10 protein-coding genes are annotated in these 12791 nt (G+C 76.0%); 6 read left to right on the top strand and 4 right to left on the bottom strand.

Annotated elements, in window-relative coordinates:
• Positions 1 to 112 precede the first annotated feature (112 nt).
• Positions 113 to 832 (top strand): MerR family transcriptional regulator, encoded by a 720-nt coding sequence (locus tag ACWD3O_RS05425; RefSeq protein ID WP_451414909.1) that lies wholly within the window; start codon positions 113 to 115, stop codon positions 830 to 832.
• A gap of 280 nt (positions 833 to 1112) precedes the next feature.
• On the opposite strand, the gene ACWD3O_RS05420 is transcribed toward ACWD3O_RS05425, so the two are convergent.
• A complete protein-coding gene (locus tag ACWD3O_RS05420) occupies positions 1113 to 4448 on the bottom strand; it encodes a S41 family peptidase (protein WP_451414908.1) in 3336 nt (1111 codons plus the stop codon).
• A 224-nt stretch (positions 4449 to 4672) separates the two neighbouring features.
• On the opposite strand from ACWD3O_RS05420, the gene ACWD3O_RS05415 reads away from it, so the two are divergent.
• Positions 4673 to 5212 carry a YbaK/EbsC family protein gene (locus ACWD3O_RS05415; protein ID WP_451414907.1) on the top strand — a complete coding sequence of 180 codons (540 nt, stop codon included), beginning with the start codon at positions 4673 to 4675 and terminating at the stop codon, positions 5210 to 5212.
• Positions 5213 to 5377: 165 nt separating this feature from the next.
• Here the strand turns inward: ACWD3O_RS05415 and ACWD3O_RS05410 are convergent, their stop codons facing one another.
• Positions 5378 to 6166 (bottom strand): hypothetical protein, encoded by a 789-nt coding sequence (locus tag ACWD3O_RS05410; RefSeq protein ID WP_451414906.1) that lies wholly within the window; start codon positions 6164 to 6166, stop codon positions 5378 to 5380.
• Between the two features lie 112 nt (positions 6167 to 6278).
• Between ACWD3O_RS05410 and ACWD3O_RS05405 the strand changes: the two genes are divergently transcribed.
• The 4 genes from ACWD3O_RS05405 (at position 6279) to ACWD3O_RS05390 (ending at position 10308) form a co-directional block, all read left to right on the top strand.
• Positions 6279 to 7373: an energy-coupling factor ABC transporter permease gene (locus tag ACWD3O_RS05405; protein WP_451414905.1), complete on the top strand. Its 1095-nt coding sequence runs from the start codon at positions 6279 to 6281 to the stop codon at positions 7371 to 7373.
• A 5-nt stretch (positions 7374 to 7378) separates the two neighbouring features.
• Positions 7379 to 8140: a cobalt ECF transporter T component CbiQ gene (gene cbiQ / locus ACWD3O_RS05400; protein WP_451414904.1), complete on the top strand. Its 762-nt coding sequence runs from the start codon at positions 7379 to 7381 to the stop codon at positions 8138 to 8140.
• Between the two features lie 23 nt (positions 8141 to 8163).
• The gene (locus tag ACWD3O_RS05395; protein ID WP_451408514.1) at positions 8164 to 8904 is read left to right on the top strand and encodes an energy-coupling factor ABC transporter ATP-binding protein; all 741 of its coding nucleotides are present in this window, start codon (positions 8164 to 8166) and stop codon (positions 8902 to 8904) included.
• A gap of 225 nt (positions 8905 to 9129) precedes the next feature.
• Entirely contained in the window at positions 9130 to 10308 is a 1179-nt protein-coding gene (locus tag ACWD3O_RS05390) for a serine hydrolase domain-containing protein (protein WP_451409017.1), read from the top strand.
• Positions 10309 to 10323: 15 nt separating this feature from the next.
• On the opposite strand, the gene ACWD3O_RS05385 is transcribed toward ACWD3O_RS05390, so the two are convergent.
• Both ACWD3O_RS05385 and ACWD3O_RS05380 read right to left on the bottom strand, forming a co-directional pair.
• On the bottom strand, positions 10324 to 10818 hold the full coding sequence (locus tag ACWD3O_RS05385; RefSeq protein ID WP_451408515.1) for an N-acetyltransferase family protein: 495 nt from the start codon (positions 10816 to 10818) through the stop codon (positions 10324 to 10326).
• A gap of 138 nt (positions 10819 to 10956) precedes the next feature.
• On the bottom strand, positions 10957 to 12672 hold the full coding sequence (locus ACWD3O_RS05380) for a penicillin-binding transpeptidase domain-containing protein (protein ID WP_451408516.1): 1716 nt from the start codon (positions 12670 to 12672) through the stop codon (positions 10957 to 10959).
• Between the last annotated feature and the right edge of the window lie 119 nt (positions 12673 to 12791).

Genomic DNA, 12791 nt, shown 5'->3' with positions numbered 1-12791 from the left:
CCTTGCCAGTGTTCACTGGCACTGTTCTGTTCGGAGCGTAGGGCAGGGGCGTACTGATGGGTAGGGGTCGGGGCGAGGAAAGTTACCGGCGGTACGGCCTAGGGTGATCGGCGTGACGGACGAGGCGGCGACGGCGGCAGCACACGACGACGGCCCGCGCGGTGACGGCGGCGGCGACCGCGGCGGCAGCGGTGACGGCGGCGGGCGGGAGTACCGCGCCGAGGAACTGGCGCGGCTGGCCGGCATCACCACCCGCACGCTGCGCTTCTACCGCGAACGCCGGCTGCTGGCCCCGCCCCGGCGGGAGGGGCGGATCGCCTGGTACGACGAACGCCACCTGGCGCGGCTGCGGACCATCGCCGCGCTGCTGGAGCGGGGGCACACGCTGAGCGGCATCGCCGAGCTGGCGGAGGCGTTCGAACACGGGCGGGGCGTGGGGGAGTTGCTGGGGGTGGCCCCCACGGAGGAGACCCCGGTGCGGCTCTCGCCGGAGGAACTGGCGGAGCGGTTCGCGGGGGAGGTGACCCCGGAGAACCTGGTGGCCGCGATGGAGCTCGGCTATGTCGCCGTGGACGGCGAGGAGTTCGTGCACATCAGCCGGAACCTGCTGGACGTGTCGTCGGCGCTGGTGCGGGAGGGGATCCCGCTGGGGGCGGTGCTGGAGGCGGGGCGGCGGGTTCGGGAGCACGCCGACGCGATCGCGGATCTCTTCGCGGAGCTGGTGGGTGCGCATGCCCCGCCCGAGGAGGCGCACCGCCTGCGGCCGCTGGCCCGCAGCGTGGTCCAGGCCGAACTCTCCCTCGCCCTCGACCGCCGCCTCCGCAACGACTGACGCCCGCGTCCCGCCCGCCCGCTCGCGTCCCGCCCGCCCGCTCGCGTCCCGCCCGCCCGCGTCCCGCCCGCTCGCGCCCGCGTCCCGCCCGCCCGCGCCGCGCCCGCCCGCGTCCCGGCCGCGCCGCGCCCGCCCGCGTCCCCCCGCGTCCGCGTCCCCCCCGCGCCCGCGTCCTGCCCGCGCCCGCGTCCCCCCGCGCCCGCGTCCCCCCGCGCCCGCGTCCTGCCCGCGCCGCGCCGCCTCGCGTTCATGACGCAACGCCTCCGGGCCGTCGGTCGGGTCAGGGGCGTGGGGGGAGGGGAGGGCGGGTGCGGTCGGGGACGGTGGCTCGGGTGGGGGGTTCGGCGGCGGGGTGGGCGGAGAGCAGGTCGAGGGCGATGCGGACGGCCTCCTCGAGGCCGGTGAGGCGCCCCTCGGCCCAGTCGAGCGGCGTGCGCAGCGCCTCGACGTCGGGCTCGACGCCGTGGTTCTCGACCGACCACCCGTACGCGTCGAACCACGCCGCGTTCATCGGCACGGTGATGACCGTGCCGTCGCCCAGCCGGTGGCGGCCGGTCATGCCGACGACGCCGCCCCAGGTCCGCTGGCCCACCACCGGCCCCAGCTCCAGCAGCTTGAACGCCGCCGTGATCATGTCGCCGTCGGAGGACGTGGCCTCGTCGGCGACCGCGACCACCGGGCCGCGCGGCGCGTTGGAGGCGTAGGAGACGGGGTCCGCGTGGCGGGTGACGTCCCAGCCCAGGATGGTGCGGGTGAGCTGCTCCACGACGAGTTCGCTGATGTGGCCGCCCGCGTTGCCCCGGACGTCGACGATCAGGGCGGGCCGTGAGACCTCCATCCGGACGTCCCGGCTGAACTGGGCCCAGCCGGAACCGCCCATGTCGGGGATGTGCAGGTAGCCGCACCGGCCCTCGCTCAGCTCCCGCACGATCTCCCGCCGCTCGGCCACCCAGGTCTGGTACCGCAGCGGCCGCTCGTCGGTCAGCGGCAGCACCGCGACCCGGCGGGTGGGTCCGCCGCCGGGTGCCGCGAAGGTGAGGTCCACGGTGGTGTCGCCGGTGCCCGCGAGCAGGGGGAAGGGGCCCGCGGTGACCTCGACCGGGCGGCCGTTGACATGGGTGAGCACCGCGCCCTCGCGGATGCCGGTGCCGGCCAGCGGCGAGCGGGCGCGGGAGTCGGAGGAGTCGCCCGGCAGGATCCGCCTGACCTGCCAGCCCGCCGGCGTGCGCACCAGGTCCGCGCCGAGCAGGCCCTGACGGCGCTGGTAGTGCGGCGGGCCCTCGTTGCGGCGGGCCGGGGTGACGTACGCGTGCGAGGTGCCCAGCTCGCCCAGGACCTCGCGCAGCAGGTCGGCGAACTCGTCGGGCGTGGTGACCCGTTCGACCAGCGGCCGGTACTGGGCGAGCACCGCGTCCCAGTCGAGGCCGCACATGCCGGGGTCCCAGAAGTAGGCGCGGGTGAGCCGTCCGGCCTCCTCGAAGGCCTGCCGCCACTCGGCGCCCGGGTCGACCCGGTGCGAGATGCGCCGGGCGTCGATCCACACGGTGGTGTCCGAGTCGCCGAGCTCGGTGGCCGGCATCGCGCGCAGCTCGCCGTCCTGGACGACCACCAGCCGGCTGCCGTCCCCGCTGACGCCGAACCACTCCAGGTGACGGACCAGTTCGGTCCGCCGCGCCTTGGCGATGGTGAAGTGTTCCAGCGACGGCCGGTCGCTGGGGTCGTCCGGGTTGGCGAAGGTCTCGCCGAGGGCGCCGGAGATCGGCCAGCGCAGCCAGACCAGGCCGCCGCCCGCCACCGGGGTGAGCGAGGAGTACTTGGAGGCGGCCACCGGGAACGGTGTCACGCGGCTCTCCAGCCCCTCCGTCTCGATGGAGACCACGCCCGGCTCGTCCGCCCCCTCCAGTTCCAGGCCGCCCGCCGCCGGGCGGCCCTCGGGGGAGAGGGCGAACGGCGACGGCGTGGCGGAGGACAGCGGCACCAGGTACGGGCGGGAGCCCAGCGGGAAGGAGAGGTCGCCGGTGTGCACGTCGTACACCGGGTCGAAGCCGCGCCAGGAGAGGAAGGCCAGGTAGCGGCCGTCGCTGGTGAAGACCGGGCTCTCGTCCTCGAAGCGGCCGTTGGTGACGTCGACGACCAGGCCGTCCTTGATCCGGGCCAGCTTGATCTGGCGGAGCGTCCGCCCGACCGTCGGGTGCGACCAGGTGAGCCAGGCGCCGTCGGGGGAGAAGGCGAGGTCGCGGACCGGGCCGTTGGTGGAGCGGACCAGTTCGGTGACCGAGCCGTAGGCCTCGGTGTCGGCGCCGGCGTCCTCCGAGACGGTGATCAGCGTCAGCCGCCCGTCGTGCGAGGCGACCGCGAGGCGGTTGCCGTCCGGGTCGGCGTGCATCTCCAGCACCCGGCCCAGCCGCTGGGAGGCCAGCCGGTGCGGGGCGCGGTCGCCGGTGGCGCGCGGCAGGTAGGCGATCTCGACGGCGTCCTCGCCCTCCGCGTCGGTGACGTAGGCGATCCGGCCGCTGCCGCCCAGCATCTCCGGCAGCCGCACCCGCACGCCCGGCACGTCGGTGATGGTGCGGGCCGGTCCGTCGCGGTGGGTGAGCCAGTACAGGCTGCCGCGCACCACCACGGCGCTGGCCCGGCCGGTCTCGTCCACCGCGATCCCGCCCACGTGCTGCGCGGACGGCACCTGGTACGCGCGGCGTCCCGCCCGCGGGCCGCCGGTGCGGACGTCGAGCCGGCGGGGCTCGGAGTCCGCGGTCAGGTCGTCGACCATCCACAGGTCGCCGCCGCACTGGTAGACCACCCGGGTGCCGTCGCCGGCGGCGTGGCGGGCGTAGAACTCGGCGTGGTCGGTGTGGCGGCGCAGGTCGGTGCCGTCGAGGGCGCAGGAGTAGAGGTTGCCGACTCCCTCGTGGTCGGAGAGGAAGGCGATGCGGTCACCGATGAACATCGGGGAGTCCAGGTGCCCGCCGATGTCGGCGAGCAGCCGCTGCCCGTCCAGCCAGAGGCGGCCGGTGGCGCCGCCGCGGTAGCGCTTCCAGGAGGCCGGCTCGTGCGGGGGCGTGCCGGTGAGCAGCAGGGTCCGCCAGTCGTCGTCCGCCTCGCCCTCCGTGGGTGCCTCGCCCTCCGCCGGTGCCTCGCCCTCCGCGGGTTTCCTGCTCACGCGTGGGTCGGCGGTGAGGTCGATGTCGGAGACCGGGCCCCAGCGCAGCCGGGAGCCCGGACCGCCGTCCAGGGGGACGGCGTAGGAGAAGGTGATCGGGAACGGCTGTCCGTGCGAGGACACGGCGAGGATGTCGCTGCGGCCGCCGAGGTCCGGGTCGGGCGGGGTCCAGCCGCAGACCCGGGCGTCCGGGCCGCCCCAGTAGGTCAGCCGGGTCGCCTGACCGCCCTCCACCGGCACCACGTGGACCTCGGGGACCAGGGTGTGCCAGGAGGTGTACGCGATAAGGGTGCCGTCCGGCGAGAAACGGGGATGGCCGACCTTGGTGCGGTCGGAGGTGAGCCGCCACGCCCGGCCGCACTCGCCGCCCTTCTCCAAGGGCGCCAGCCAGAGGTCGTCCTCGGCCACGAAGCAGAGCAGGTCGCCGCGGATGTGGGGCAGGCGCAAAAAGGTCACCCCACCATGCTTCGGCGGGCCGGGCGGGCGGGCAACTCGGGGCGCGGCGGGGACGGCGCCCACGGGCGGTCACGGGGCGCGGGCGGGGCGGGGGTGCGGCGGGGCAGGGCCGGGGTGCGGGGCGGCGGCTCGGCGGCGCGGGTGGCCGCCGGCGCGGTTGCGCGGTGGTCCGGTCGGTGAAACGCGGTCGCACCGGGGCGGGGGAGATCACTAGCGTGCCGGTCATGACCATCGAGCACCAGACACATGGCATGAACGGCGCCGGAGGCGACGGAGCCGGGGCGGCGCACCCCCGGTTCGCCGAGGCCCTGCGGGAACAGGGGCTGGAGCAGTTGCTCGCGGGGGTCCGCCGCTATCCGGACGCGGTGCGGACCGCGGCCGAGGCCGCCGCCGCGGTGGGGTGCGCGCTCTCGCAGATCTGCAAGTCGCTGATCTTCGCGGTGGACGGCGAGACCGTGCTGGTCCTGATGGACGGGGCCGGGCGGGTCGACGTGGAGGCGGTGCGGCGGGAGCTGGACGCGAAGGAGGTCACCCGGGCCACGGCGGCGACGGTACGGGAGACCACGGGTTACGCCATCGGGGGCGTCCCGCCGTTCGGGCACCGCACCCGCACCCGGGTCCTCGCCGACCGGTCGCTGCTCGCCCACGAGGTGGTGTGGGCCGCGGCGGGGACGCCGCACTCGGTGTTCCCGATCGCGCCGGCCGAGCTGGTCGAGCGGGCCGGGGCGACGGTCGTGGAGGTCCGCGAGCGGGTGACCGGGTGACGCCGGCGGTCCGCGCGGCGAGGCTGTCGGCCCTCGGCCGCGGCCTCACGCCCCACGGGGGGTGACGTTCCCGCCGGGCCCGGGCGTTCCGGTGCACTCCGCGCCGCCCGGGCGGCGCGGCGTGAGGCGTACCCGTCACGGTTCCTGCGGCCGGGGCGTTCCCCGTCACGGTCGGTCGGTGGGGGCCGCCACCGCCGGGGTCCCCGAGTCCGGGGCGGCACCTGTCGGCACCGGGGCGGCACCCGTGGTGGCCGGGGCGGCGCCTCGCGTGGCGGTGGCGGCAGTCGCGGCGGTTCCTGCGGCAGCCGAGGTGGCGCTCGCCGGAGCCGGGGTGACACGCGCGGCACCGGTGGCGGCTCGGGCGGCACCTGTCGGCACCGGGGCGGCACCCGTGGTGGCGCCCGGGGTGGCCGGGGCGGCGCCTGCCGGAACCGGGGTGGCGGTGGGAGTCGCGGCGGCACCTGCGGCAGCCCTCGCGGGGGCGGCGAACCCTGCGGCTCCCGCGGCGGCCCGTGCGGGGGCGGCGGTCCGCGCGGCACCCGCTGCGGCACCCGCGGCGCCCGTGGGGGTCGGGGTGGGGGCTCCGGTGGCGGCGGCGTGGATGCGGCCGAGGAAGCGGAGCAGGACCGTGGTGTCGAACTGCGCGACCACCACCCCCTCGTCGCCCGGCAGTTCCACCACCGTGCCGGCCCGCCCGCAGGGCCACACCCGCACACTCCCGGCGAGGCCGGGCGGTCGCTGCTGTTTTCCCGCCCCGTCGCCGTGCGCGGGGCTGCACACCCCGCGCTCCAGCAGCGCGCGGTCCACCCGCCACTCCCGCGCCGTCGGCGCGGCCAGGCGGATCGTCACCTCCGACGCCCCGGGCTCGTGGCGCAGCACCGCGGGCACCCTGCCCTGGTCCTCGTGCGACGCGGTCAGGACGTGCGCTCGTGTGTACTGTTCGATCACGGACACGCACCCAATGTCCCATTCCCTCCCGGTTTCCGCTCCCCGGGGCCCTCTGCGGAGCCTCTGCGGCGGGAAAGACGCTCTTGCAAGGGAGTTGCAGCAAGAGCACCATCGAACGGTGCATGTACCCGACGGGTTCCTCGACGCCCCCACATCCCTCGCGACCGGCGCGGTGGCCGCCGCCGCGGTCGCCGTGTCGCTGCGCGGCGCCCGCCGTGAACTGGCCGGCCGGGCCGCCGTCGGCGCGGCGGGAGCGGAGCGCACCGCGCCGCTCGCGGGCCTGACCGCGGCGTTCGTCTTCGCCGTGCAGATGCTCAACTTCCCCGTGGCCGCCGGGACCAGCGGCCACCTGCTGGGCGGCGCCCTCGCGGCCGTCCTGGTCGGGCCGTTCACCGGCGTGCTGTGCGTGTCCGTGGTGCTGCTGCTCCAGGCGATCCTGTTCGCCGACGGCGGCCTCACCGCCCTGGGCACCAACATCACCTGCATGGCGGTCGTCACCGTGGTGGTGGCCCACCTGGTGTTCCGCACCCTGCTGCGGGTGCTGCCCGCCGGCCGGTCCACCGTCACCGCCTCCGCGTTCGTCGCCGCGCTGCTGTCGGTGCCGGCGTCCGCCCTGTTCTTCACCCTGCTGTACGCGGTCGGCGGCACCACCGACGTGCCGATCGGCCAGGTCGCGGCGGCGATGGGCGGCGTGCACGTGCTGATCGGCATCGGCGAGGGCGTGATCACCGCGCTGACCGTGGGCGCCGTGATCGCCGTCCGCCCGGACCTGGTGCACGGCGCGCGGAGCCTGTCCCGCCCGCTGAAGCTCAAGGTCGGCGGCGAACTGGTCGACGCGCCCGCCCCGGCCGCCGCCCCCGCGACCGCCCCGCGCTCCTCGCGCGCGGTCTGGCTCGGCGGTCTGGCGGCCTCGCTGGTGCTGGCCGGGTTCGTCAGCTTCTACGCCTCCGCCTCGCCGGACGGCCTGGAGAAGGTGGCCACCGACCACGGCATCGACCGGGCCGCCGAGGAGCACGCGGTCGCCGACGGCCCGCTGGCCGACTACGGGGTCAGCGGTGTGGACGACGCACGGCTCTCGGTGGGCCTGGCCGGTGTGATCGGCGTCGGCGTCACCGCCGCCGTGGGCACCGGCGTCTTCCTGATCGTGCGCCGCCGCGAGACCTCGCCGGCCGGCGGGGACGAGGCCCGCGCCGCCGACGGCGAGAAGGTCTGATCCTCGTGGGATCCGGGCACGCGCACCGGCTGCACCTGCCCGGCGCCTCGCCGGTGCACCGGCTGCCCGCGCACACCAAGCTGGTCGCCGTCCTCGCCTTCGTGGTGGTCGTGGTCTCCACGCCGCGCGAGGCGGTGTGGGCCTTCGCGGGCTACGCGCTGCTGCTCGCGGCGGTGGCCCGCGCGGCCCGCGTGCCCGCCGCGTTCGCGCTGCGGCGGATGGCCGTCGAGGTCCCGTTCGTGGCTTTCGCGCTGCTGCTGCCGTTCGTGGCGCAGGGCGTGCGGACCGAGGTGCTGGGCGTGCAGCTCAGCGTCTCCGGGCTGTGGGGCGCCTGGAACATCCTGGCCAAGGGCACGCTGGGCGTCGGCGCGTCCGTCCTGCTGGCCGCCACCACCGAGCTGCGCGACCTGCTGCTCGGGCTGCAGCGGCTGCGGATGCCGCCGCTGCTGGTGCAGATCGCCTCGTTCATGCTTCGCTACGGCGACGTCGTCGCCGACGAGCTCGCCCGGATGCGGATCGCCCGGGAGTCCCGCGGCTTCCGGGCGCGCGGGCCGCGGGCCTGGGGCGTGCTCGCCCGGACCGCGGGGGCGCTGTTCATCCGGACCTACGAACGCGGCGAGCGGGTCCACCTCGCGATGGTGAGCCGCGGCTACACCGGCACCATGCCGGTCCTGGACGGCGCCGCGGCCACCGGGCCCCAGTGGTCCCGGGCGCTGGCCCTGCCGGTGACCGCCCTCGCCGTCCACGTACTGTCCCGGACCCTGTGACCGCCCCGCCCGCCCCTGCGACGATGGACCCCGTGACGTACTCCCTGGAGGTCTCCGGCCTCGCCTTCGCCTACCCGGACGGGCACCAGGCCCTCTTCGGCGTGGACTTCGCCCTGGAGCGCGGCGAACGCGTCGCGCTCCTCGGCCCCAACGGCGCGGGGAAGACCACCCTCGTCCTGCACCTCAACGGCATCCTCACGGCCGGCGCCGGGAGCGTGACGGTGGCCGGACTGCCGGTGGACCGCGAGCACATGGCCGAGGTGCGGCAGCGGGTCGGCATCGTCTTCCAGGACCCCGACGACCAGCTGTTCATGCCCACCGTCCGCGAGGACGTCGCCTTCGGCCCGGCCAACGCGGGACTGCGCGGCGCCGAGCTGGAGGCCAGGGTCGCCCGGGCGCTGGAGCGGGTCGGCATGGCCGGGCACGCCGACCGGCCGCCGCACCACCTGTCGTTCGGGCAGCGCCGCCGGGTGGCGGTGGCGACGGTGCTGGCGATGGAGCCGGAGATCCTGGTCCTCGACGAGCCGTCGTCCAACCTGGACCCCGCCTCCCGGCGCGAACTCGCCGAGATCCTGACCTCGCTGGACGTCACCGTCCTGATGGTCACCCACGACCTCCCGTACGCGCTGGAGCTGTGCCCGCGCTCGCTGATCCTCTCCGGCGGCACCGTCGTCGCCGACGGGCCCACGGCGAAGCTGCTGGGCGACGAGGCGCTGCTGCGGGCCAACCGGCTGGAGCTGCCGTTCGGCTTCTCGCCCCGCTGAGGCGGGCGGCGGCTGTGACGGCGGCCACCCGGCGGCACGGAATCCCGGCGGAGCGCCGGTTGTTGCGCCCGTGGGCGCGGCCTCGGCGGACACCGCAAGGGTTACGAGGGCTGCGAGGGCCGCGAGGGCTGCTCAGGGGACGCCTGAGCGCGGCATGCGAAGGTCGGCACAGGTCGGCACAGGCCGGCAGAGGCCGGCGAAGGGCTTGAGGGAACGGTGGACCAGGTGGACGTCGACGGCACGGTGAGCGACGGGTTCGCACCTGTCCGGGAGGCCTTCGAACGGAACTTCACGCACCGCGGCGAACGGGGCGCGGCGGTCGCCGTGCACCTGCACGGCCGCAAGGTCGTGGACCTGTGGGGCGGCGCCCGGGACGTCGACGGCGACGCCGCGTCCGTGCCCTGGGAGCGGGGCACGGCGCAGGTCGTGCGGTCGGCCACCAAGGGCGTGGCGGCGGCCGTCGTGCTGATGCTCCACCAGCGGGGGCTGCTGGACCTCGACGAGCCGGTGGCCGCGTACTGGCCCGAGTTCAAGGCGGCCGGCAAGGAACGGGTGACCGTCCGCCACCTGCTGGCGCACCGGGCCGGGCTGCCCGCCGTGGACCGGCCGCTGACCCCCGCCGAGTCCCTCGACCCGGAGCGCACGGCGGCGGCGGTCGCCGCGCAGGCCCCGGCCTGGCAACCGGGCGCGGAGCACGGCTACCACGCGCAGACCTTCGGCTGGCTGGTGGGCGAACTGGTGCGGCGGGTGACCGGGACGTCGCTGGGCGCCTGGCTCGCCGCGGAGGTCACCGGACCGGCCGGCGCCGACCTGTGGGTCGGGCTCCCGGACGCGGTGGCCGCGCGCGCCGGGCGCTGCGGGCCGCTGCCCGCGCCGGAGGCGGCCGGCACCGGGCTGAAGGCCCGGCCCAAGCGGGCGGTCTCCGAGGCGTACGCGGACCCGCGGTCGCTGACGCGGCGGGCGTTCGGGGCGATCTCCCCGACGGCCGACGAGAACGACGCGGCGTACCGGGCCGCCGAGATGCCCGCCTCCAACGGGGTCGCCACGGCGGAGGGGCTGTCCCGGTTCTACGCGGCGCTCTCCGGCGAACTCGACCGCCGTGGGCCGCTGTTCACGCCCGGCACCCTCGAACTCGCCCGCACCGAGCACGCGGCCGGGCCCGACCGGGTGCTGATCGTCAACACCCGTTTCGGCGCGGGGTACATGCTGCACAGCCCGGCCTCGCCGCTGCTCGCCCCCGGCTCCTTCGGCCATCCCGGCCGGGGCGGCGCGCTGGGCTTCGCCGACCCGGAGAGCGGCGTGGCGTTCGGCTACGTCACCAACGGCTTCCTGAAGTCGGTCACGGCCGACCCGCGGGCGCAGGCGCTGGTGCGGGCGGTGCGGGAGTCGCTGGCGGCGGGGTGACCGGCCGCCCCGCCCTCACAGGGGCAGGTGCATCACGTGGACGCCGACCAGGCCGTGCGCGGGGTGCCGGAACGCCTCCGGGACGGTGCCCACGACCCGGAAGCCCAGGGACTCGTAGAGCTTCACCGCGTGCGTGTTGGTCTCCACCACCGCGTTGAACTGGATCGCGTGGAAGCCGGACTCCCGGGCCCAGGCGATCACGTGCTCGCACAGGGCGCGGCCGATGCCGCGACCGGAGTGGTCGGGGTCGACCATGAAGCTGGCGCTCGCCATGTGGTCGGCGTTGCCCCCGCGGGGCATGTTGGCGTTCATCTTCGCGGTGCCGACGATGCGGCCGTCGTCGTCCTCGGCGACCACGGTGCGGTCCGGGGCGGGCAGGAGCCACCAGGAGCGGCCCTCCTCCTCGCCGAGGTCCCGCGGGTAGGGGTACGTCTCCCCGGCCTCCACGATCCGCCGGAAGAACGGCCGGATCCCGGCCCAGTCCCCGCCCACAGCTTCCCGAATCACCATCCCGGCATGCTCCCGCCCCCTTCCCCGGACGGCAACGCCTTTTCCCCGCCACGGCGAACCCGTCCCGCGGGCAACCGTGCCGCCTGAGCAGGGACGGCGGCGGACCGGCAGGTCAGGTCGCCCGGCGGGTGGGTGGGGTCAGGGGGCCGCGCGGAGGAGGGTGGCGACCAGGGGGCCCGCGTGTTCGCCGCCGTGGCCGCTCTCCCGTACGACGCCCGCCGCCGCGAAGTCACCCCGGTAGGCGGTGAACCACCCGTTCGGCTTGTCCTGGCCCTCGACCTCCGCCGTCCCCGTCTTCGCCCCGTACGACGGCCCGAGCCCCGCCATCGCCTCCGCCGCCGTGCCGGCCGCCGCGGTGTAGCGCATCAGCTCCCGCAGCTGCCCCAGCACCGACGAGGACATCGAGCGCGACGCCCGCGCCAGCGCCCGGCCGTCCACCGTGGGCGACACCAGGTACGGCTGGTGGAACGATCCGGCGGAGACCGTCGCGGAGACCGAGGCCATGTTGAGCGGGTTCATCCGCACCCCGCCCTGGCCTATCAGCGAGGCCGCCATCGGCGCGTCCGTCTGCACCGGGATCGCGCCGTCGAAGGTGGAGACGCCCACCGACCAGTTGTTCAGCCCCAGCCCGAAGACCTGCTGGGCGACCTTGGTCAGGTCGTCGTCGGAGAGCTCCTCGGCCTGGCTGATGAAGGCGGTGTTGCAGGAGCGGGCGAAGCTCGCCTTGAAGGTGGCGTCCTTCATGGCGAACTTGTCGTCGTTCTGGAACTTCCAGCCGCCGTACGAGGAGTACTTGGGGCAGGGGTGCTCCCGGTCGTTGGCGGCCAGGTCCTTCTCCAGCAGCATCGCCGAGGAGACGACCTTCATGGTGGAGCCGGGGGCCAGGGAGCCCTGCATCGCCGTGTTGACGTCCGGGTCGCTGTTGGCGGAGGCCAGGATCTCGCCGGTGGAGGCGCGCAGCAGGACCACCGAGGAGCGCGCCTTGCCGGCCACCGTCTCCTCGGCCAGCTTCTGCAGCCGCGGGTCCAGCGTGGTGCGCACCTCGCCGGGCGTGGGCTCGGCCAGGCGCAGCAGCTCCCGCCCGTCCGCCGTGCCGTCCTTCGTGCCCGGCGCGGTGTCGCCGTTCTTGCCGCCGTTCTTCGCCGCGTCCACCAACGCCTCGGCCGGCACCGCGCGCAGCGCGACCGCCGGGGTGCCGCCGGACTCCTCCCCGTACTTCTCGGCGAGGCTCTTCAGGACGGGCCCGATGGACGGGTAGGCGTCGGTGGTGAGCTTCCCGCCGTCGCGGTCCAGGGCCTTCACGGGCGCGCTGCCCGCCTCCCCGGTGACCAGCCGCTCGCCGTCCTTCAGTTCCGGGTGGAGGACCGACGGCCGCCAGCGGACCACCGGCTCGCCGTCGGAGGCCCGGCGGACGACCGTGAGGCCGCCGTCGTAGGCCAGCGGCTTGCTCAGCTTCTCGTGGGTGACGGTGGCCTTGACCGCGAACTCCACCGCGTCGCCCCGCGGTGCGCCGGCCGTGAAGGCCGCCCCCTCGACCCCCGCCTCCTTCGTCCAGCCGGCGAGGTGGACGCGGGCCTCCTCGGGGGCGGAGGTGGCGCGGGAGGCGGCCGCCACGTCGCCCGCCTCCCAGGCGGCCAGGAAGGTCTTGGCGGCCGCGGCGACCTCGGCGGCGGTCAGCGGGGCCGTGCGACGGTCCTCGGCGGTCTGCGCGGAACCGGCCGCGGAGGCGCCGTCGCCGAAGACGACGTAGCCGCCGGCGCCCAGGCCGGCCACCGCCGCCGTGACCAGCAGGCCGGTCAGCGCGGGACGGCGGCCGACGCCCCGTCGCTCGGGGACACGCCTTCTCTTGCCCACGGTCTGTTCCTCCGGGAGGGATACCTGTCCTGGCCGGAGGAGCCGGCCGGAGCGCTGGGGGTGCGGAGTCGATGCGGAGTGCGGTGCTCATGCTCTCAGCGCCGACGGACATCGCGGGA

It is taken from the genome of Streptomyces sp. NPDC002640 (assembly GCF_053592575.1).
The sequence above is the reverse complement of the archived record's forward strand: the minus strand, read 5'-3'. Positions and strand labels throughout refer to the sequence as shown.